Annotated in this window: 20 protein-coding genes; 2 read left to right on the top strand and 18 right to left on the bottom strand. The window is 73.2% G+C overall.

What is annotated here, in order from left to right; translation table 11 throughout:
* Nucleotides 1-8: 8 nt before the first annotated feature.
* From ACHZ99_RS28380 to ACHZ99_RS28370, 3 genes are all read right to left on the bottom strand, one after another.
* Nucleotides 9-650, bottom strand: a complete 642-nt coding sequence (locus tag ACHZ99_RS28380; protein WP_420307635.1) for a vitamin K epoxide reductase family protein — start codon at nt 648-650, stop codon at nt 9-11.
* A 185-nt stretch (nt 651-835) separates the two neighbouring features.
* The gene (gene hisS / locus ACHZ99_RS28375) at nt 836-2,122 is read right to left on the bottom strand and encodes a histidine--tRNA ligase (RefSeq protein WP_420307634.1); all 1,287 of its coding nucleotides are present in this window, start codon (nt 2,120-2,122) and stop codon (nt 836-838) included.
* Nucleotides 2,119-2,838 (bottom strand): MBL fold metallo-hydrolase, encoded by a 720-nt coding sequence (locus ACHZ99_RS28370; RefSeq protein ID WP_420307633.1) that lies wholly within the window; start codon nt 2,836-2,838, stop codon nt 2,119-2,121. The genes hisS and ACHZ99_RS28370 overlap by 4 nt, the downstream gene beginning before the upstream one ends.
* Before the next feature lie 188 nt (nt 2,839-3,026).
* On the opposite strand from ACHZ99_RS28370, the gene ACHZ99_RS28365 reads away from it, so the two are divergent.
* Nucleotides 3,027-3,875: a peptidylprolyl isomerase gene (locus ACHZ99_RS28365; protein WP_420307632.1), complete on the top strand. Its 849-nt coding sequence runs from the start codon at nt 3,027-3,029 to the stop codon at nt 3,873-3,875.
* Between the two features lie 229 nt (nt 3,876-4,104).
* On the top strand, nt 4,105-5,334 hold the full coding sequence (locus tag ACHZ99_RS28360; protein WP_420307630.1) for a DUF349 domain-containing protein: 1,230 nt from the start codon (nt 4,105-4,107) through the stop codon (nt 5,332-5,334).
* 87 nt (nt 5,335-5,421) lie between these two features.
* On the opposite strand, the gene ACHZ99_RS28355 is transcribed toward ACHZ99_RS28360, so the two are convergent.
* The 15 genes from ACHZ99_RS28355 to pgsA all read right to left on the bottom strand — a co-directional run bounded on the left by ACHZ99_RS28355 (nt 5,422) and on the right by pgsA (nt 20,850).
* Complete coding sequence (locus tag ACHZ99_RS28355; RefSeq protein WP_420307629.1) at nt 5,422-7,920, bottom strand: RelA/SpoT family protein; 2,499 nt, start codon at nt 7,918-7,920, stop codon at nt 5,422-5,424.
* A gap of 133 nt (nt 7,921-8,053) precedes the next feature.
* Nucleotides 8,054-8,602: an adenine phosphoribosyltransferase gene (locus ACHZ99_RS28350; RefSeq protein ID WP_420307628.1), complete on the bottom strand. Its 549-nt coding sequence runs from the start codon at nt 8,600-8,602 to the stop codon at nt 8,054-8,056.
* Nucleotides 8,599-9,864, bottom strand: a complete 1,266-nt coding sequence (gene secF / locus ACHZ99_RS28345) for a protein translocase subunit SecF (protein ID WP_420307627.1) — start codon at nt 9,862-9,864, stop codon at nt 8,599-8,601. Before secF ends, ACHZ99_RS28350 begins: the two co-directional genes overlap by 4 nt.
* 1 nt (nt 9,865) lies before the next feature.
* Nucleotides 9,866-11,665 carry a protein translocase subunit SecD gene (gene secD / locus ACHZ99_RS28340; protein ID WP_420307626.1) on the bottom strand — a complete coding sequence of 600 codons (1,800 nt, stop codon included), beginning with the start codon at nt 11,663-11,665 and terminating at the stop codon, nt 9,866-9,868.
* A 159-nt stretch (nt 11,666-11,824) separates the two neighbouring features.
* Nucleotides 11,825-12,313, bottom strand: a complete 489-nt coding sequence (gene yajC / locus ACHZ99_RS28335; RefSeq protein WP_420307625.1) for a preprotein translocase subunit YajC — start codon at nt 12,311-12,313, stop codon at nt 11,825-11,827.
* Nucleotides 12,314-12,475: 162 nt separating this feature from the next.
* Nucleotides 12,476-13,519, bottom strand: coding sequence for a Holliday junction branch migration DNA helicase RuvB (ruvB, locus tag ACHZ99_RS28330; protein WP_420307624.1), 1,044 nt, complete (start codon nt 13,517-13,519; stop codon nt 12,476-12,478).
* 70 nt (nt 13,520-13,589) lie between these two features.
* Complete coding sequence (gene ruvA / locus ACHZ99_RS28325; protein ID WP_420307623.1) at nt 13,590-14,213, bottom strand: Holliday junction branch migration protein RuvA; 624 nt, start codon at nt 14,211-14,213, stop codon at nt 13,590-13,592.
* Nucleotides 14,210-14,869 (bottom strand): crossover junction endodeoxyribonuclease RuvC, encoded by a 660-nt coding sequence (gene ruvC, locus ACHZ99_RS28320; RefSeq protein ID WP_420307622.1) that lies wholly within the window; start codon nt 14,867-14,869, stop codon nt 14,210-14,212. Before ruvC ends, ruvA begins: the two co-directional genes overlap by 4 nt.
* Nucleotides 14,870-14,981: 112 nt before the next feature.
* Entirely contained in the window at nt 14,982-15,734 is a 753-nt protein-coding gene (locus ACHZ99_RS28315; protein ID WP_420307621.1) for a YebC/PmpR family DNA-binding transcriptional regulator, read from the bottom strand.
* Between the two features lie 58 nt (nt 15,735-15,792).
* Nucleotides 15,793-16,395, bottom strand: coding sequence for a pyridoxal 5'-phosphate synthase glutaminase subunit PdxT (gene pdxT / locus ACHZ99_RS28310; RefSeq protein ID WP_420307620.1), 603 nt, complete (start codon nt 16,393-16,395; stop codon nt 15,793-15,795).
* An 11-nt stretch (nt 16,396-16,406) separates the two neighbouring features.
* Complete coding sequence (gene pdxS / locus ACHZ99_RS28305) at nt 16,407-17,327, bottom strand: pyridoxal 5'-phosphate synthase lyase subunit PdxS (RefSeq protein ID WP_420307619.1); 921 nt, start codon at nt 17,325-17,327, stop codon at nt 16,407-16,409.
* 177 nt (nt 17,328-17,504) lie between these two features.
* On the bottom strand, nt 17,505-18,059 hold the full coding sequence (locus ACHZ99_RS28300) for a hypothetical protein (RefSeq protein WP_420307618.1): 555 nt from the start codon (nt 18,057-18,059) through the stop codon (nt 17,505-17,507).
* A gap of 3 nt (nt 18,060-18,062) precedes the next feature.
* Nucleotides 18,063-19,232, bottom strand: coding sequence for a glycosyltransferase family 4 protein (locus ACHZ99_RS28295; RefSeq protein ID WP_420307617.1), 1,170 nt, complete (start codon nt 19,230-19,232; stop codon nt 18,063-18,065).
* On the bottom strand, nt 19,229-20,104 hold the full coding sequence (locus ACHZ99_RS28290; RefSeq protein ID WP_420307777.1) for a phosphatidylinositol mannoside acyltransferase: 876 nt from the start codon (nt 20,102-20,104) through the stop codon (nt 19,229-19,231). Before ACHZ99_RS28290 ends, ACHZ99_RS28295 begins: the two co-directional genes overlap by 4 nt.
* A 20-nt stretch (nt 20,105-20,124) precedes the next feature.
* On the bottom strand, nt 20,125-20,850 hold the full coding sequence (gene pgsA, locus ACHZ99_RS28285) for a phosphatidylinositol phosphate synthase (protein ID WP_420307616.1): 726 nt from the start codon (nt 20,848-20,850) through the stop codon (nt 20,125-20,127).
* Between the last annotated feature and the right edge of the window lie 41 nt (nt 20,851-20,891).

The raw sequence follows: 20,891 nt of genomic DNA, 5'->3' as shown, positions 1-20,891 counted from the left end.
GACAGCGCTCAGAGGAGCGTCTTCCAGTACGACCACCAGCGGATGCCGATCAGGATGAGCAGCGTCCCGTACCAGAGGACGGGCACCACCCAGTTGAACTCCAGCACCGCCTCGCGCACCCGCGCCGAGACCGGGAAGACGCCGGTCTTCACGTTGTGCACGGTGATGTACCAGAACAGCAGGATCGTCACCGCCCAGACCAGGCAGCACCACAGGCACAGCGAGCCGATCTCGTACAGCGAGGAGTACTGGAGGAAGGAGACGAACCCGACGCCGAAGAGCGAGCCCGCCCACAGGCCCGTCCACCACCAGCGGCGGTGCCGGCCGCCGGCCAGCAGGCCGACGCCGATCACGACGAGCATCGGGAAGGCGATCCAGCCGACGAACGGGTTCGGGAAGCCGAACACCGACGCCTGCCAGCTCTTCATGATGTTGTTGCAGGACAGCACGGGGTTGAGGCTGCAGGCCGAGACGTAGTCCGGGTTCTCCAGCAGCTTCATCTTGTCGTGCGTGATCACCGCCGTCGCCACCGTGCCCAGCGTGCCGCAGATCATCAGCAGCCAGGCGAACGGCCGGCTCGCCCCGATCAGCCCGGATTCGGTCGGGTCCTCGCGCCGGGGCGATGCCGTTCTGGTTGCGGTCGTGGTCATCTCGCTGCTTCCGTGGACTCGGGGTGCCGGTGGCGGCACCCATTGTGCCGCAACGCGGGGCGGTCGGGCACCGGTGCACCGGCCCCCGGCCGGTCTCCGCCGGCCATCCACCGGCAGGGGTCAACGATGCCCGCCCGCGCGTTCGACCGGCGTAAACGCGCCCGTCACCGCGCCACCCCCAGGGGTCAGGAGAGCAGCCCCCGCAGCTCGCCCACGACCGCGTCCAGCGCCACCGGCCGCTGCTCGCCGCTGCCGAGGTCCTTCAGCTGCACCACGCCCTCGTCGAGGTCCCGCTCCCCGGCCACCAGCGCGTAGCGGGCGCCGGAGCGGTCGGCGGACTTCAGCGCGTTCTTCAGCCCCTTGCCGCCGAAGGCGAAGTCCGCCGCGACCCCGGCCCGGCGCAGCTCCGTGACCACGCCGAAGAGCGTCCTGCGGGCCCGCTCGCCGAGGGCGGCCGCGTACACCTCGGTGGCGGCGGGCAGGTCCAGCGCGACGCCCTCGGCGTCGAGCGCCAGCACCGTACGGTCCACGCCCAGCGCCCAGCCCACCGACGGCAGCGCGGGGCCGCCGATCATCTCCGACAGCCCGTCGTAGCGGCCGCCGCCGCCGATGGCGGACTGCGCGCCGAGGCCGTCGTGGACGAACTCGAAGGTGGTGCGGGTGTAGTAGTCGAGGCCGCGGACCAGCCGGGGGTCGTCCTCGTAGCCGACGCCGGCCGCGGTCAGCAGCTCGCGGACCTGCTCGTGGTACGCCTTGCACGCCTCGCACAGGTGGTCGCGCATCAGCGGGGCGGCGTCGAGCTGCGCGCGGACCTCGGGGCGCTTGTCGTCGAGGACCCGCAGCGGGTTGATCTCGATCCGCTCGCGGGTGGGCCCGTCGAGGTCGAGGCCGCGCAGGAAGTCCTGGAGCGCGGTGCGGTACGCGGGCCGGCACTCCTGGTCGCCGAGGGAGTTGAGCAGCAGCCGGAAGCCGGTCAGCCCCAGCGCCCGGTAGCCGTCGACGGCCAGCACGATCAGCTCGGCGTCCAGCGCCGGGTCCTCGGCGCCGATGGCCTCGGCGCCGACCTGGGAGAAGTGCCGGTAGCGGCCCTTCTGCGGGCGTTCGTAGCGGTAGTACGAGCCGGAGTACCAGAGCTTGACGGGCAGGTTGCCCTGCTTGTGCAGGTTGCTCTCCAGCGCCGCGCGGAGCACGGAGGCGGTGCCCTCGGGGCGCAGCGCCAGCTCGTCGCCTCCCTTGGTGGTGAGGGTGTACATCTCCTTGGTCACGATGTCGGTGGACTCGCCGACGCCGCGGGCGAAGAGCCGTACGTCCTCGAAGCCGGGGGTCTCGACGTAGCCGTAGCCGGCGCGGCGTACGGGCGCGGCGAACGCCTCACGGACGGCGAGGAAGGCCGCGGAGCGCGGCGGGACCAGGTCGTAGGTGCCCCGGGGGGCGCGGAAAGCCGGTGAAGTGCTCACGGAGGGTGTCGTCACATTCGTCGTCGGGGGCGGAGCGGGGCGGCCGGGCCGCCCGCCTGGCCGGCGGCCATCTCCTTGAGGAAGGGGTTGGCGGTGCGCTCGCGGCCGATGGTCGTCTGGGGGCCGTGCCCGGGGAGCACCACGGTCGAGTCGTCGAGCGGCAGGCACACGCGGGCCAGCGACTCCAGGATCTCGTCGCCGTCGCCGCCGGGCAGGTCGGTGCGTCCGATGGAGCCGGCGAAGAGCAGGTCGCCCGAGAAGAGGACCTGCGGCACGTCCGGCTGCTCGGGCAGCCGGAAGGTCACCGACCCCTTGGTATGGCCGGGCGCGTGCGCGACGGTGAGGCTCAGCCCGGCCAGCTCCAGCTCGGCGCCGTCGGCCAGCTCGGCCACGTCGTCCGGCTCGCCCACGGTCAGCTCGCCGAGCAGCGGCGCCCCGACGGCCAGGCCGAGCGCCTTCTCCGGGTCGGCGAGCATGTACCGGTCGGCCGGGTGGATCCAGGCGGGCACGTCGTGGGCGCCGCAGACCGGGATCACCGAGGCGACGTGGTCCAGGTGCCCGTGGGTGAGCACCACGGCGACCGGCTTGAGCCGGTGCTTGGCGACGGCCTCCGCGACGCCGTCCGCCGCCCGGTGCCCGGGGTCGACGATCACGCACTCCTCGCCCGCGGCCGGCGCGAGGAGATAACAATTGGTGCCCCATGCGCCCGCGGGGAACCCGGCAATGAGCACGATCGTCCTTCACCTGTCGGTTGTCGGCGGCGGCGGTGCCGCGGGCCCGCGCGCGTGGGCGGGGCCCGGAATTGCGGCCGTTCTGAGACTACCGGCGCTCCTCATCCGGCAGCGAATCGATATACGGTACGGCACACGGAATTCCGGTTCACGAACGCGTGTGACAGCGACCTGAGGGAGAAGACGCGGTGGTCAGCAGGGACCAGCGGAGGCGGCAGCTCGCCCGGGAGAAGTACGAGCGGCAGCAGCGCAGGCGCGCCGACCGCAGAAAGCACAACCGCAAGCTCGCGGCGATCATCGCCGCCCCGCTCGTGGTGGTGATCACCGCCGTCACGGTCGCGGCCGCCACCGGCTTCGGGTCGGACGACGACGACAAGAAGAAGGACGACGCCGCGGCGCCGAGCGCGAGCCCGTCGGAGAAGCCGCACGACCCCTGCGGCAAGCCGGAGAAGGGCAAGGCGTCGAAGAAGACGTGGAAGAAGGAGCCGAAGCTCGACGTCGACGAGTCCGCGACGTACACGATGACCCTGTCGACCACCTGCGGCGACATCGGCATCGAGATGGACGCGGGCAAGGCGCCGCACACCGTGAACAACATGCGGTTCCTGGCCGGCGAGGGCTACTTCGACCACAGCCCGTGCCACCGGCTGACCAACCAGGGCATCTTCGTGCTGCAGTGCGGCGACCCCGCCGGCACCGGCCAGGGCGGGCCCGGGTACACGATCCCGGACGAGAACCTCAAGGACAAGTCGGTCAAGGGCGGGACGTACCCGGCGGGCACCGTGGCGATGGCCAACACCGGCCAGAAGGACTCCGGCGGCAGCCAGTTCTTCCTCGTCTACCAGGACAGCCAGCTGCCCCCGAACTACACGCCGTTCGGCACGCTCACCGAGGAGGGCACCGCCACCCTCAAGATGATCGCCGAGGCGGGTGCCCAGCCGCCGGACCAGACCGGCAACACCGCCCCCAACGCGACCGTGGTCATCAACAAGGCCACCGTCACCGAGGGCACGAAGGAGCAGGAGACCGACCACTGAGTCAAGGCCGCCCCGCGTCGTTACGGGATTGGTCTCGCGCGGGATGCGGACAGCCGGCCCGCCGTTCGCCTATGTTGGCGTTGTGCAGGTGCGGGGGTGCCGGCGGCAGTCGTTGACACCCGCCGCCGGATCGGCCGGATCCGGTACCCCATCCCCCTTCCGGCCGCAGACAACTGTGGACGACGCCGCCGGGCTGCCGGGCCTGCCGGGCGTCATGTGAGGAGGCGCTGTGAGCAGCGACCCATGGGGCCGGGTCGACGAGACGGGCACCGTGTACGTGCGTACCGCCGACGGCGAACGAGTCGTCGGCTCCTGGCAGGCGGGCTCGGCCGAGGAGGCGCTCGCCTACTTCAAGCGCAAGTACGAGGGCCTGGTCGTGGAGATCGGCCTCCTCGAACGCCGGGTGCAGACCACCGACCTGTCCGCCAAGGACGCCACCGCCGCCATCGACCACCTGCGCGAGCAGGTGACCGAGGCACACGCGGTCGGCGACCTCGACGCGCTGGCGAAGCGCCTCGACCGGCTGGTGGAGGCGGTCGGCGCCCGCCAGGAGGAGCGCAAGGCGGCCAAGGCCCGGCACCAGGTCCAGGTGCGCGAGTCCAAGGAGGCCGTGGTCGCCGAGGCGGAGGAGCTGGCCCAGAGCGAGCAGTGGCGGGCGGCCGGCGAGCGGCTGCGGGAGCTGGTGGAGACCTGGAAGGGCCTGCCGCGGCTGGACCGCAGGAGCGACGACGAGCTGTGGCACCGCTTCAGCCACGCCCGCTCGGCGTTCTCCAAGCGCCGCAAGGCGCACTTCGCCTCCCTGGACGCCCAGCGCGAGGAGGCCAGGCGGCGCAAGGAGAAGCTGGTGGAGGAGGCGGTGGCGCTCTCCGACTCCCGCGAGTGGGGGCCCACGGCCGCCCGCTACCGCGAGCTGATGGCCGACTGGAAGGCCGCCGGCCGCGCCCAGCGCGACCAGGAGGAGGACCTGTGGGCCCGCTTCCGCGGCGCGCAGGACGTCTTCTTCCAGGCCCGCAGCGAGGTCTTCGCCGAGCGGGACCACGAGCAGCGCGAGAACCTCACGCGCAAGGAGGAGCTGGTCGCCGAGGCGGAGAAGCTGCTGCCGGTCACCGACCTCAAGACCGCCAGGGCCGCCTTCCGCACGATCAACGAGCGGTGGGAGGCCATCGGGCACGTACCGCGCGACGCCCGGGCGAAGATCGAGGCCCGGATGCACGCCGTGGAGCGCGCCCTCGGCGAGGCGGAGGAGACCGAGTGGCGCCGTACGAACCCGGAGGCGCGGGCGCGCGCCGAGGGGCTGACGGGACAGTTGCAGGACGCCGTCGACAAGCTCCACCGGCAGATCGAGCAGGCCCGGGCGCAGGGCAACGACGCCAGGGCCGACAAGCTCGCCCGCGAGCTGGAGGGGCGGCAGGCGCTGCTCGACCAGGCGCTCAAGGGCCTGCGGGAGTTCGGCGGCTGAGCCCGGCCGCGGCCGGTACGTGACGAGGGCCCCGCCGGGACGGCGGGGCCCTCGTCGTCGCTACGGGGACGGGGCCGGCGGGCGCGGTCAGTTGTTCCGCGCGGAGGTGACCCGGTACACGTCGTAGACGCCCTCGACCTTCCGTACCGCCTTCAGCACGTGCCCCAGGTGCTTCGGGTCGCCCATCTCGAAGGTGAAGCGCGAGGTGGCCACCCGGTCGCGGGAGGTCTGCACGGCCGCGGACAGGATGTTCACGTGCTGGTCGGACAGCACGCGCGTGACGTCCGAGAGCAGCCGGGAGCGGTCCAGCGCCTCCACCTGGATGGCGACGAGGAAGACCGACGACTGCGTCGGCGCCCACTCCACCTCGATGATCCGCTCCGGCTGCTGCGACAGGGACTCGACGTTGACGCAGTCGGCGCGGTGCACGGAGACGCCCTTGCCGCGGGTGACGAAGCCGATGATCGGGTCTCCGGGCACCGGCGTACAGCAGCGGGACAGCTTCACCCACACGTCGTCGACGCCCTTGACGATCACACCGGGGTCGTTGGCGGCCCGCCGCTTCCGGGTGCCGGGCAGCGGCGGGGCGCTCTCCTCGATGTCCTCGGTGGCCGCCTCCTCGCCGCCGAGCGCCTGGACGAGCTTCTGCACCACGTTCTGCGCGGAGACGTGGCCCTCGCCGATGGCCGCGTAGAGCGCGGAGATGTCGGGGTAGCGCATCTCGTGCGCGATGGTGACCAGGGAGTCGCCGGTGAGGATGCGCTGGATCGGCAGGTTCTGCTTGCGCATCGCCCGCGCGATGGCGTCCTTGCCCTGCTCGATGGCCTCGTCGCGGCGCTCCTTGGAGAACCAGGCGCGGATCTTGTTGCGCGCGCGGGGCGACTTGACGAAGTTCAGCCAGTCCCGGGAGGGGCCGGCGCCGGGCGCCTTGGAGGTGAAGACCTCGACGGTGTCGCCGTTGTCGAGCGCGGACTCCAGCGGTACGAGACGGCCGCCGACCCGCGCCCCTATGGTCTTGTGCCCGACCTCGGTGTGCACCGCGTAGGCGAAGTCGACGGGGGTGGCGCCGGCGGGCAGGGCGATCACGTCGCCCTTGGGCGTGAAGACGAAGACCTCGTTGCGGGAGAGGTCGAAGCGCAGCGCGTCGAGGAACTCGCCGGGGTCCTCGGTCTCCTTCTGCCAGTCGATCAGCTGGCGCAGCCACGCCATGTCGTTGACCTGCTCGGACTTGGCGCCCTTGCGGGTGCCGGCGCCCTGCTGGCGGGTGGCGCCGCCGGTCGCCTCCTGCTTGTACTTCCAGTGCGCGGCGATGCCGTACTCGGCGCGGCGGTGCATGTCGAACGTGCGGATCTGGAGCTCGACGGGCTTGCCCTCGGGTCCGATGACCGTCGTGTGCAGCGACTGGTACATGTTGAACTTGGGCATCGCGATGTAGTCCTTGAACCGTCCGGGGACGGGGTTCCACCGCGCGTGGATGGTGCCCAGCGCCGCGTAGCAGTCGCGGACCGAGTCGACGAGGACGCGGATGCCCACCAGGTCGTAGATCTCGGCGAAGTCGCGGCCGCGCACGATCATCTTCTGGTAGACGCTGTAGTAGTGCTTCGGGCGGCCGGTGACGGTCGCCTTGATCCGGGCGCTGCGGAGGTCCTGCTGGACCTCGTCGATGACGACCGCCAGGTACTCGTCCCGCTTCGGGGCGCGCTCGGCGACCAGGCGGACGATCTCGTCGTACATCTTCGGGTAGAGGATCGCGAAGGCGAGGTCCTCCAGCTCCCACTTGATGGTGTTCATGCCCAGCCGGTGAGCCAGCGGCGCGTAGATCTCCAGGGTCTCGCGGGCCTTCTGCTCCTGCTTCTCCCGGCGCAGGTAGCGCATGGTGCGCATGTTGTGCAGCCGGTCGGCGAGCTTGATCACCAGGACCCGGGGGTCCTTGGCCATGGCGACGACCATCTTGCGCACGGTCTCCGCCTGCGCGGCCTCGCCGAACTTGACCTTGTCCAGCTTGGTGACGCCGTCCACCAGCAGCGTCACCTGGTCGCCGAAGTCGCGCCGCAGGTCCTCGAGCCCGTACTCGGTGTCCTCCACCGTGTCGTGAAGCAGGCCCGCCATCAGCGTGGCGGGGTCCATGCCCAGCTCGGCCAGGATCGTGGTGACGGCCAGCGGGTGGGTGATGTACGGGTCGCCGCTCTTGCGCTTCTGGCCGCGGTGCCAGCGCTCGGCGACCTGGTAGGCGCGCTCTATCTGGCGCAGCGTGGCGGTGTCGGCCTTCGGGTCGTTCCCCCGCACTATCCGCAGCAGCGGCTCCAGCACCGGGTTGTACGGGCTCTGCCGCTGCACGCCGAGGCGCGCCAGCCGGGCCCGCACCCGGCTCGGCGAGCCGCCCCGGCCCGCCTGCCCGGCACCGTGGCCCGAGGCGGGCTCGACGCGCGCGGGAGCGGCCGGCTGCACCCGCCCGTCCGGCGGCGCGGCACGGCGGCCGCCCGACCCGTTCTCCGCGGCCCGGGCGGGCTGCGGGCGTTCCGCCGCGGCGGGCTGCCGCGGGTTCTCGGGCGGCGCGGCGGTGGACCGATGAGCCTCGTCTGGCAAGAGCACTCCTTGACGGTGGACGGCCCACGGGGAGATCCCCGGAACTGCCATGGTATCTGCCGCCGCGCCCACGCCACCCGGCAACCGCCGCACCCGGCCCCCGGCCGGGCGGAAAACCCCTGCTCAGCGAGGGTCAGACGGTGACGAGGGCGTCGAGCGGAGCACCGTCGAGCGCCTGCTCGACCCGCGTCCGGCCGGCCAGGAAGCCCAGCTCCAGCAGCACGGCCAGGCCGGTGACGCTGCCACCGGCCCGCCGGATGAGCTGCACGGACGCCTCGGCGGTGCCGCCGGTGGCCAGCACGTCGTCGATGACCAGCACGCGGTCGCCGGGCTGGAGGGCGTCGGCGTGTATCTCGATCTCCGCGGCGCCGTACTCCAGGTCGTACGAATGCCCGAGCGTGGCGCCCGGCAGCTTCCCGGCCTTGCGTACGGGCACGAAGCCGATCCCCGCGCGCACCGCCACCGGCGCGCCCAGGATGAAGCCGCGTGCCTCCAGGCCGACGATCTTCTGCGCGCCCTGCCGCCGGCAGACCTCGGTCAACGCGTCCGTGAGCACGGCGAACGCCTTCGCGTCGGCCAGCAGCGGGGTGATGTCCTTGAACATCACGCCCGGCTGCGGGTAGTCCGGCACGTCCTGGATCCGGCTGAGCAGCAGCTCCCTGCTCCCGTCGGGCAAGCTCACCGCCGCTTGCCCCCCGACCGGCCGCCGCGGCTGCCGGAGGGCCGGCCCCGGCCGCGCTGCCGGGACACCGGCTGCTGCCGCCGGCCCTGGGCCCGCGGCGGCCCGACGGCGCCCCGGGCGGAGTCGGGCTCGTCCTCGGGCTCGCCCACCTCGACGGCCACCGTGCCGGGCTCCAGCTCGTCGTCCACGACGATCGAGACGCCCGGCTCGGCCTCGCGCCGGCCCGACGCCTTCTCGCCGCGGGCGCCTGCGCCGCGCCCGGCCGACCCGCCCTCGCCGCGGGCGGCGGCGCGGGCGTCGGCGGCGCGGCGGGCCGCCACGCGCTTGTTGTGGTCCTTGACGGCCGGGTCGCGCTCCTTGAAGTCGACCACCAGCGGGGTGGCGATGAAGATCGAGGAGTACGCGCCGGCGGCGAGGCCGACGAACAGGGACAGCGCGATGTCGTTGAGCATGCCGCCGCCGAGGACGCCGCCGCCGATGAACAGCAGGCCCGCGACCGGCAGCAGGGCCACGACGGAGGTGTTGATGGAGCGGACGAGGGTGCCGTTGAGGCTGCGGTTGGCCGCCTCCCGGTAGGTGAAGCCCGTCTGTTTGGTGATGCCCTTCGTGCTCTCCTTCAGGCCGTCGAAGACCACGACCGTGTCGTACAGCGAATAGCCGAGGATGGTCAGCAGGCCGATGACGGTGCCCGGGGTGACCTCGAAGCCGACGATCGTGTAGACGCCGACGGTGATCGTCAGGTCGTGGATCAGCGCGATGAGCGCCGCCATGGCCATGCGCCACTCGAAGGCGATGGCGAGATAGATCACCACCAGGACCATGAAGATCCCGAGGCCCTGCCACGCCTTGTTCGCGATGTGCTCGCCCCAGCTCGGACCGACGAGCTGGTTGTTGATCCGCTGCGGGTCGACGCCCAGCTCCTCGGCGAGCGCCGCCCGGACCTCGTCGGCCTGCTGCGTCTCGACGGTGGCGACCTGGATGCGGAGCTTGTCGCCGCCCAGCTCCTGCACGATGGCCTGGTGCCCGGAGACCTCCTCGGCGACCTCCCGCGCCTCCTCGACCGAGGTCTGCGACGACGGGGTCGTGAAGACCGCGCCGCCCTCGAACTCGATGCCCATGTTCAGGCCGCGGATCAGAAAGCCCGCGATCGCGATGATCGTGATGAGGATCGAGACGCCGTACCAGAGGAACCGCTTGCCGACGAAGTCGTAGCCGGCCTCACCGCGGTAGAGCCGGGCGCCGAGGCTGCCGAGGCGCGACATCTCAGACCTCCTTCGGGTTGACGGGGCCGGCGGCGGCGACGCGGCGCGGGCGGCCGCGCAGCGGTGGCCTGGCTCCCAGCCTGCGGGGATCGAGCCCGGACCACGGGTGCCCGCCGGCGAAGAAGCGCTTCCGGGCGAGGATGGTCATCACCGGCTTGGTGAAGAGGAAGACCACGACGACGTCGAGGAGGGTGGTCAGGCCCAGCGTGAAGGCGAAGCCCTGCACCTTGCCGACGGTGACGGAGAAGAGCACGGCCGCGGCGAGGAACGACACGAAGTCGGACACCAGGATGGTCCGCCGGGCCCGCGGCCAGCCGCGCTCCACCGCGGGGCGCAGGGTGCGGCCCTCGCGGATCTCGTCGCGGATGCGCTCGAAGTAGACGATGAACGAGTCCGCCGTGATGCCGATCGCCACGATCGCGCCGCAGACCGCCGGGAGGTTCAGCGCGAACCCGATGCCGGGGCCGAGCAGCGACATGATCGTGTAGGTGAGGGCGGCGGAGACCAGGAGGCTGACGACGGCCACCAGGGCGAGCCCGCGGTAGTACACGACGAGGTAGAGGACCACCAGCGCCAGCCCGACGGCGCCGGCGATGAGGCCGGCCTCCAGCTGCTGGTCGCCGAGCGCCGGCGAGACGGTGGTGACCTCGGACTCCTCGAAGGACAGCGGCAGCGCGCCGTACGACAGGACGTTGGCCAGCTCCTCGGCCGACTCCTGGTTGAAGCTGCCGGAGATCTGCGCCCGGCCGCCGGTGATCGACTCGTCGACGGAGGGCGCGGAGACGACCTCGCCGTCCAGCTCGATGGCGAACTGGTTGTTCGGCGGGGCCTGGGCGGCGAGCTTGCCGGTGACGTCGGCGAACTTGTCGGAGCCCTTGTCGTTGAACTCCAGCTGCACGATCCAGCCGGAGCCCTGCTGGGCGTCGTAGGTGGCGGAGGCGTCGTCGACGTCCGTGCCCTCGACCTCGGCCGGGCCGAGCGCGTACTTGTACGCCCCGTCGCTGTCGCAGGCGACGACCGTGTCGGTCGGCTTGGCGTTCTCGCCGACCTTGGTGCGCTCCTCGGGGTCGGAGCAGTCCAGCGCGGTCAGCTTCTTCTGCACGTCGGCGGGGATCTGGCCGGTGGGCGCCTGCTGGCCCGGGGGCGGCGTCTCGCCCGGGGCCGGGGTCGAGGCCGGCGGCTGCGAGTCGCCCGGGCTGGGCGAGTCGTCGGCCTGGGCGAGGCCCTCGGACAGGGCCCGGCCCTGCTCGGTGGCGCCGTCGCTGGGGCTCGCCTCGTCGGAGGCGGTCTCGGACGGGGACGGCGAGGAGGAGGCGTCGTCGCCCTTGTCGCCCTTGTCCTTGCCCTGCTTCCCGGATTCGGAGGCGCTCGGCGACGGCTGCGGCGCCTCGTTCACGGTGTACGAGAGGACGGGGCGGAAGAACAGCCGCGCGGTGGTGCCCACCTGCTCGCGCGCCGCCTTCTGGTCGGTGCCCTTGGGGATGTTGACGATGATGTGCCGCGAGCCCTGCGTCTGGACCTCGGCCTCCTGCACACCGAGGCCGTTGACGCGGCGCTCGATGATGTTGACCGCGGTGTCCATGTTGGTGGAGTTGATCGCGTTCTCGCTGCCCGGCTGGGTCTTGGCCTCCAGCGTGATGCTGGTGCCGCCGGCGAGGTCGATGCCCAGTCGCGGGGTGGTGTGCCCGGAGAGGAACATCCCGCCGGTGAGCGCGGCGATCGCGGTCAGGATCAGCAGCAGGGGCCGCCAGGGCCTGCCCTGAGTTCCCTGGGACCTGCGGCCCGATTTCGGTGCTGCCACCTTCTCGATTCTCCTGTCCAGACACCGCGCGGCGCGGCTCGCCGCGCGGTCACGAAGTGTAGCCCCGCGGTGCCGCGAGGCGAAAAGTGACCGGTCTCCCGTCGACCGCGGGCCCGGCGGGGCCGCCGCGGGGGTGCGGGGCCGCCGACGGGGCCGCGGTCACTTCTTTGCGGAGCCGCCGTTCTTCTTCTCGTCCTCGTCGGCGTCGTCCACGACATCGGCGTCGTCGGCGGCGTCGGCGTCCTCTCCCTTGCCGAGGTCGATCTTGTCCGCCTTCCCGTCGTCGTCCGCGTCGTCGCCGTCGTCGGCGGTGCCGGTCAGCGAGGAGGCGTCGTCGGGGGCGGTGATCTCCTCGTCGAACTCCGGAGCGCCGTGCACGATGCGGTTGTACTCGGTGTCGTCCAGGACGGCGCCGATGGCGTTCTTCGCGTAGATCGCGTGCACTCCCGGCGCCACCTCCAGCAGGAGGGTGTCCTCGTGGACCTCCTTGACCGTGGCGTACATGCCGCCGACGGTCCGCACGCCGCTGCCCGGCTGCAATTGGTCCCGCATGCTCATCATCTGGCGCTGCTTGTTCTTTGCCGAACGGGTCATCAGGAACATCGCCCCGATGAGCACGATGAACGGCAGGAGAATCGCGATATCCACGGTGTCCGGGTTTCCTTCGTATGGCCGCGTTCGCCACGGCCTCGTTCGGGGGGCGGGGGTGCCCTCCGGTTCCGGAAGGCGTCGGCGGAGTCTAATGCGACATCCGCCCTGGGAACAACGCCCGGCATGTCACCGTCGTTCCGACGGGGCGGGGCCGGCGCCTCAGAAGGCGGTCTGCTGTATTCCGCCGCCCGGCTGCGGGGGCGTGAGCCCGAGGTGGGCCCAGGCCGCCGGGGTGGCGACCCGGCCGCGGGGGGTACGGGCCAGCAGCCCTTCGCGGACGAGGAAGGGCTCGGCGACCTCCTCGACCGTCTCCCGCTCCTCCCCCACCGCCACGGCCAGCGTGGACAGCCCCACGGGGCCGCCGGAGAAGAGCTTGAGCAGCGCGCCGAGGACGGCGCGGTCGAGGCGGTCCAGGCCGCGGTCGTCCACCTCGTAGACCTCCAGGCCGCGGGCGGCGATCTCGCGGGTGATCACGCCGTCGGCCTTGACCTGGGCGTAGTCCCGCACCCGGCGCAGCAGGCGGTTCGCGATCCGGGGGGTGCCGCGGGACCGGCCGGCGATCTCGGCGGCGCCGGCGGTGTCGACGGACACGTCGAGCAGGCTCGCCGAGCGGTGCAGGACGCGCTCCAGCTCGGCCGGCGTGTAGAACTCCATGTGGCCGGTGAAGCCGAAGCGGTCGCGCAGCGGCGGGGGCAGCAGCCCGGCCCGGGTGGTGGCGCCGACGAGGGTGAAGGGCGGCAGCTCCAGCGGGATGGCGGTGGCGCCGGGGCCCTTGCCGACGACGACGTCGACGCGCAGGTCCTCCATCGCCATGTAGAGCATCTCCTCGGCCGGGCGGGACATGCGGTGCAGCTCGTCGAGGAACAGCACCTCGCCCTCCTGGAGGGAGGAGAGGATCGCGGCGAGGTCGCCGGCGTGCTGGATGGCGGGGCCGGAGGTGATGCGGATCGGGGCGGCCATCTCGGCGGCGACGATCATCGCGAGGGTGGTCTTGCCGAGGCCCGGGGCGCCGGAGAGCAGCACGTGGTCGGCGGCGGCGCCGCGCTGGCGGGCGGCGCGCAGCACCAGGTCGAGCTGCTGGCGCACCCGCTCCTGGCCGACGAACTCGGCGAGGTCCTTGGGGCGCAGCGCGGTCTCCACCGCCCGGTCGTCGGCGTCGGCGGCCGAGTCCACCAGCCGCGGGTCGGCGTCCTCCCAGGTCATCGTGGTTCCGTCCGTCGTGGTGGGGCTGCTGGTTCGGTGTGCGGTACGCGCCGGGGGCCGGGCGGCCGCGTCATCGGGCGCGGTTCAGGGTCTGCAGGGCGGCGCGCAGCAGCTGCGGCAGCGGCGGGGGCGCGGCGCCGTCCGCCTCCGCCTGCGGCGCGACGGCGGTGACGGCCTCGTCGGCCTCGCGCGGCGCGTACCCCAGGCCGGTGAGCGCGGCGTGCAGCTGCTCGCGCCAGCCGGCGGCCGGGGCGGCGCCGGCCTGCCGGGCGGCGGGGCCGCCGGTGCCGAGCGGCTCGCCGAGCCGGTCCTTCAGCTCCAGCAGGAGCTTCTGCGCGCCCTTCTTGCCGATGCCGGGGACGGCGGTCAGCGCCTTCTCGTCGCCGGTGGAGACGGCGAGGCGGAGCGCGTCGGGGCGGTGCACCGCGAGCATGGCCTGGGCCAGCCGCGGGCCGACGCCGCTGGCGGTCTGCAGCAGCTCGAAGACCTGGCGCTCGTCGTCGTCGGCGAACCCGTAGAGCGTGAGGGAGTCCTCCCGGACGACGAGGGAGGTGGCCAGCCGGGCGTCCTGGCCGACGCGCAGCGTGGCCAGGGTGTCGGGCGTGCACTGCACGGCCATGCCGACGCCGCCGACCTCGATGACCGCGGCGCCGGGGCCCAGGGCGGCGACGGGGCCGCCGACGAAGGCGATCATGCGGGGTTCCTCCGGGTCTCGCGGTCCGGCGGCTCCGGGCGGTCCCGGCCCGGACCGTCGGCGGGCGGGGCGCCCCGGCCGGGCCGGCGGGCGGTGCGCCGCGCCCCGGGGGGCGCGGGCCGGACGGCCGCGGCGCCGGGCGCGGGGGCGGCCGCGCCCCGGGCGCGCGCCAGCCGGTCCTGCGCGGGGGCGCGCCACAGGTGGCAGATGGCCAGCGCCAGCGCGTCGGCGGCGTCGGCCGGCTTCGGCGGGGCGTCGAGCCGCAGCAGCCGGGTGACCATGGCGCCGACCTGCGCCTTGTCGGCGCGTCCCGAGCCGGTGACGGCGGCCTTGACCTCGCTGGGGGTGTGCAGCGCGACGGACAGGCCGCGGCGGGCGGCGCAGAGCAGGGCGACGGCGCTGGCCTGGGCGGTGCCCATGACGGTGCGGACGTTGTGCTGGCTGAAGACGCGCTCGACGGCGACGGCCGCGGGCTCGTGCGCGTCGAGCCACTCCTCCACGCCGCGCTCGATGAGCAGCAGCCGCTCGGCGGCCGGGGCGTCGGACGGAGTCCGTACGACGCCGACGGCGACCATCCGCAGCGCCCGGCCCGGCGCTCCGTCGACGACGCCGATGCCGCACCGCGTCAGCCCCGGGTCCACTCCGAGCACCCGCACCGCCGCCCCCTCTCGTCTGCGCGCGTACGTGTGTGCAGGCTACCGGCCGGCACCGACAACGCGGCCGAAGGGCCCGCCGGATGTCGGGCCCTTCCCGGCGCGCTCGTACGGCTCAGGCGGTGGCCTTCTCCATGACCTCGTCGGAGACGTCGAAGTTGGCGAAGACGTTCTGGACGTCGTCGCTGTCCTCCAGGGCGTCGATCAGCCGGAAGATCTTGCGCGCGCCCTCCTCGTCCAGCTCCACCTGCATGGTGGGGACGAAGTTGGCCTCGGCGGAGTCGTAGTCGATCCCGGCGTCCTGCAGCGCGGCGCGGACCGCGACCATGTCGCCGGCCTCGCTGAGCACCTCGAAGGACTCGCCCAGGTCGTTGACCTCCTCGGCGCCGGCGTCCAGCACGGCGGCCAGCACGTCGTCCTCGCCCAGCCCGGCCTTGGGGACGATGATCACGCCCTTGCGGTTGAACAGGTACGCCACCGAGCCGGGGTCGGCCATCGAGCCGCCGTTGCGGGTCATGGCGACGCGGACGTCGGAGGCGGCGCGGTTGCGGTTGTCCGTCAGGCACTCGACGAGGACCGCCACGCCGTTGGGGCCGTACCCCTCGTACATGATCGTCTCGTACTCGGCGCCGCCCGCTTCCAGACCCGCGCCGCGCTTGACCGCGCTGTCGATGTTCTTGTTCGGGACGGACTGCTTCTTTGCCTTCTGGATCGCGTCGTACAGCGTGGGATTGCCGTCCGGGTCGGGTCCCCCCTGCCGCGCCGCGACCTCGACGTTCTTGATCAGCTTGGCGAAGAGCTTTCCTCGCTTGGCATCGATCACGGCCTTCTTGTGCTTGGTGGTTGCCCACTTAGAGTGGCCGGACACAGCCCCGCTCCATTCCGCGTTCCGCGCATTCGACTAACCGACAACGAACGCGTCGATCCTACCGGTGGCCCTCGTCCCGCCCGGCGCACATGGCGGCGAAGAGCGCGTGCACGCGGTGGTCCCCGGTCAGCTCCGGGTGGAACGACGTCGCCAGCAGCGGCCCCTGCCGGACGGCGACGGCGTGCCCGCCGACCTCCGCCAGCCGCTCCACCCCGGCGCCGGTGGACTCCACCCAGGGCGCCCGGATGAAGACGCCGTGCACCGGGCCGCCCGGGACGCCGGCCACCTCCAGCGGCACCTCGAACGACTCGTTCTGCCGCCCGAAGGCGTTGCGCCGCACGATCATGTCGATGCCCCCGACGGTCTCCTGGCCGGAGCGCGGGTCGAGGATCTTGTCCGCGAGCATGATCATGCCGGCGCAGGAGCCGTACGCGGGCATGCCCGCGCGCACCCGCTCGCGCAGCGGCTCCAGCAGGCCGAAGGCGACGGCCAGCTTGGACATCGTGGTGGACTCGCCGCCGGGGATGACCAGGCCGGACACCTCCGCCAGCTCCGCCGGCCGGCGGACCGGCACGGCGGTCGCGCCGGCCTCGCCCAGGGCGGCCAGGTGCTCGCGTACGTCGCCCTGGAGGGCGAGGACGCCGACGACGGGGGCGGCCACGGGGTCCGTCCTCACCAGCCCCGGCCGGCGTAGCGCTCGGAGTCGTCCAGGGTGTCGAGGTTGATGCCGACCATGGCCTCGCCGAGGTTGCGGGAGGCGTCCGCGACGACCTTCGGGTCGTCGTAGAAGGTGGTGGCCTTGACGATGGCGGAGGCGCGCCTGGCCGGGTCGCCGGACTTGAAGATGCCGGAGCCGACGAAGACGCCCTCGGCGCCGAGCTGGCGCATCAGCGCGGCGTCGGCGGGGGTGGCGACGCCGCCGGCGGAGAACAGCACGACGGGCAGCCTGCCGAGCCGCGCCACCTCGGCGACCAGCTCGTACGGGGCGCGCAGCTCCTTGGCCGCGGCGTACAGCTCGTGGTTGTCCAGGCCGCGCAGGGCGCCGATCTCGTTCTTGATCTGGCGCAGGTGGCGGACGGCCTCGACGACGTTCCCGGTGCCGGCCTCGCCCTTGGAGCGGATCATGGCGGCGCCCTCGGCGATGCGGCGCAGGGCCTCGCCCAGGTTGGTGGCGCCGCAGACGAAGGGGGTGGTGAAGGCCCACTTGTCGGAGTGGTTGACCTCGTCGGCGGGGGTGAGCACCTCGGACTCGTCGACGTAGTCGACGCCGAGCGCCTGGAGGATCTGGGCCTCGACGAAGTGGCCGATGCGGGACTTGGCCATCACGGGGATGGAGACGGCCTCGATGATGCCCTCGATCATGTCGGGGTCCGACATGCGCGCCACGCCGCCGTCCTTGCGGATGTCGGCCGGGACCCGCTCCAGGGCCATCACCGCGACGGCGCCCGCGTCCTCGGCGATCTTCGCCTGCTCGGGCGTGACGACGTCCATGATCACGCCGCCCTTGAGCTGCTCGGCCATGCCGCGCTTGACGCGGGCGGTGCCGGTCTCGGGAGCCGACGGCTGGGGGGCGGAGCTGGGCGTGCTGGACACGGTGGAACCTCGCAGGGGTGAAGGGTACGGAGCGATATCTCTATCGTAAACACGTTCGGGCTACGGCCCCGAGCGCGCGCCACGGTCAAGGAAACCCCAGGCGGGAGGCGTGGGGAAAGAGCCAATCGCAAGGCTGTGGCCGTCGCGCCGGGCGGCCCGGCGGACCGGGCGTGCGGCTCAGCCCGCCGGGGCGCGGTCCGTCAGCGCCGGCGGCGGCTCGTCGTCCATCTCCACCGCCAGCGGGAACGGCGCGTGCCCGGCCAGCCGGAACCAGCGCACCTTGCGGTGCCGCCGCAGCGCCCGCGCCGCCCGTACCGCGTCGTTGTGGAAGCGCCGCGCCATCGGCACCCGCCGCGCCGCCTCCGCCAGCTCGTGTACGGCCTCGTCCCCGCCCGGCGCCCCGCGCACCGCCTCCACCTGCTCCGGGGCCTCGAACACCGCCCGCAGCGCCTGGCTCAGCTCGCTCTCGGCGACCTCGCGCTGGTCCTCCTCCGCCTGCCGGGCGGCGTGCGCCGCCTCGTACAGCACGATCGAGGCGGCCGGGTCGAGCAGGCCGCTGGTGGCCAGCTCCTGCGCCACCGAGGCGCGCCGGAGCAGCTGGGCGTCGAGGGCCGCCTTGGCGGCGTCGATGCGGGTGTGCAGCCGGTCGAGCCGCCCGGCGGTCCAGCTCAGGTAGACGCCGACCAGGCAGAGCGCGACCGCGACGAGCAGGAGCGTCAGCGGGGTCGTCACGGGTCACGCCTCCCGGTCGCGGGCGGGGCCGAAGCGGGCCCAGCGGCCGGCGCGCTCGTCCTCGGCGACGGACGCGGCGCCCTGGGTGACCGTCTCGTACACCGCGAGGACGTCCGCGCCGACCGTCGACCAGTCGAAGCGCTGTACGTGCCGGCTGCCGCGCTCCCGCAGCCCGGCCCGGCGGCCGTCGTCCAGCAGCAGCCGCGCCGCCCGCTCGGCCAGGTCCCCGGCGTCCCCGCGCGCGAAGACCTCCCCGGCCGTGCCGCCGTCCAGCACCTGCACGAACGCGTCGAGGTCGGCGGCGAGCACCGGCGCCCCCGCCGACATCGCCTCGACGAGGATGATGCCGAACGACTCGCCGCCGGTGTTCGGCGCCACGTAGAGGTCGACGCTGCGCAGCAGCCGCGCCTTGTCCTCGTCGCCGACCATCCCCAGGAACTCCACCCGCTCGCGCACCCGCGGCGGCAGGTGCGCGGCCACCTCCGCCCGGTCCCCGCGCCCGGCGACCAGCAGCCGGGCGTCCGGTACCCGTTCGAGGATCCGCGGGAACGCCTCCATCAGCACCGGCAGCCCCTTGCGCGGCTCGTCGATACGGCCGATGAAGCCGATCGTCCGGCCCTGCCACCCGGCCTTCGGCTCGGCCCCGGCGAAGAAGGACACGTCGACGCCGTTGGGGATGACGACGGCGTCCCCGCCCAGGTGCTCCACGAGCGTGCGGCGCGCGTACTCGCTGACCGCGATCCGGGCGCTGATCTTCTCCAGCGCCGACTGGAGGATCGGGTACGCGGCGATCATGCCGCGCGAGCGCGGGTTGGACATGTGGAACGTGGCCACGATCGGCCCCTTCGCCGCCCAGCAGGCCAGCAGGGCGAGCGACGGCGCGGCCGGCTCGTGGATGTGCAGCACGTCGAAGTCGCCGTCGCGCACCCAGCGGCGCACCCGGGCGGCGGACAGGAAGCCGAAGTTGATGCGCGCCACGGACCCGTTGTACGGCACGGGGACGGCCCGGCCGGCCCAGACGACGTAGCCGGGCAGCGGCGTGTCGTCGTCCGCGGGGGCGAGGACGGAGACCTCGTGACCGGCGGCGATCAGGTGTTCCGCCAGGTCGCGGACGTGGAACTGCACCCCGCCGGGCGCCTCCCAGGAGTACGGGCAGACGATCCCGATCCTCACCGCGGCGCCCCGCCGCCGAGGTCGTCCAGCCAGAAGCGCTGGAGCATGTGCCAGTCCTCCGGGTGGTCGGCGATGCCGGCGGCGAAGTCGTCGGCCATGGCCTGCGTCATGGCGGCGGTCTTCTCGGCGCGGGTGCCGGTGTCGGGCACCGCCACCGGCGGGTGCACCCGGCCCCGCAGCACGGGCGAGTCGTCGTACCAGAGCGTGACGGGCAGCAGCAGCGCGCCGGTCTGCTGGGCGAGCAGCGCGGGGCCGGCGGGCATGCGGGCGGTGGAGCCGAAGAAGTCCACCTCGACGCCGGCGGCGGACAGGTCGCGGTCGGCGACCAGGCAGACCAGCCCGCCGTCGCGCAGCCGCCGGGCGAGGGTGCCGAAGGCGTTCGCGCCGCCGTGCGCCAGCACCTCCATGCCCAGGCTCTCCCGGTAGGCGACGAAGCGGTCGTACAGCGACTCCGGCTTCAGCCGCTCCTGCACGGTGGTGAAGGGCACGCCCAGCTTGGTGGTGACCCAGGCGCCGGCCAGGTCCCAGTTGCCCATGTGCGGCAGCGCGAGGATGACGCCGGTGTCGCCGGCGATGCCGTCCTGGAGCCGGTGGACGTCCTTGGGGTCGAAGCCCTCCCGGATGCGCTCCTTCCGCCACGCGGGCAGCCGGAAGGACTCCATCCAGTAGCGCATGTACGAGCGCATGCCGGCCCGGCTCAGCTCGGCCAGCCGCTCGGGCCCGGCGTCCGGGACCACGCGCGCGAGATTCGACCTCAGCCGCCGTACGCCCTTGCCGTCGCGGCGCCAGGCGGTGTCGGCGATGCGCCTGCCGAGGGCGGCGGCGGCGGGCTCGGGCAGCCGTTTCACGGCGGCCCAGCCCAGGCCGTACATCCCGTCGGTCAGGCGCTCCCTCACGCGCGCTCCTGGTCCGCCGCCGCGCCTGAGTCTGCCGAGGGCGGCTGCGGCGGGCCGCCGCGCGGCGCGGGCGGCGGCAGCGGGTCGGCGGCGTCCTTCTCGGCGGCCTCCCGGCGCACGGTGACCATCCGCTGCAGGAGGGTGACGGCGCTGCCGGCGGCGACCACCCAGAGCGCGATCGGCAGCAGGATGTCGATATGCGGGATGCCGAAGGCGGTCTCCATGCCCGCGAAGCCGGCGAGCACCAGGGTGATGACCAGCCGGTCGGCCCGCTCCATCAGGCCGTTGACCTTCACCGGCAGCCCGATGCTCTCGCCGCGCGCCTTCGTGTACGACACGACCTGGCCGCCGGCCAGGCAGAAGATCGCCACCGCGCACATCATGAGGTCGTCGCCGTCGCCCGCGTACCAGAGCGCGATGCCGCCGAAGACGGCGGAGTCCGCCGCCCGGTCGAGCGTGGAGTCCAGGAAGGCGCCCCAGCGGCTGGCGCGGCCGGACTGCCGGGCCATGGTGCCGTCGATCAGGTCGGAGAAGACGAACAGGGTGATGACCGCAGCGCCCCAGAAGAACTCCCCGAGCGGGAAGAAGACCAAGGCCCCCGCCATCACCCCGAGGGTGCCCACCAGGGTGACGGTGTCGGGGCTGACGCCGCGGCGCAGCAGCATCGCGGCGATCGGTGCGAAGACACGCGTGAAGATCGCACGCGCGTACTTGTTCAGCATGGTCGTCCCAGGGTTTGCCGGTCGCCGGGCCCCGCGGCACG

The sequence above is a fragment of the Streptomyces sp. MAR4 CNX-425 genome (genome assembly GCF_048656465.1).
Lineage (GTDB): Bacteria > Actinomycetota > Actinomycetes > Streptomycetales > Streptomycetaceae > Streptomyces.
This window is presented reverse-complemented; position numbering and strand designations above follow the sequence as displayed.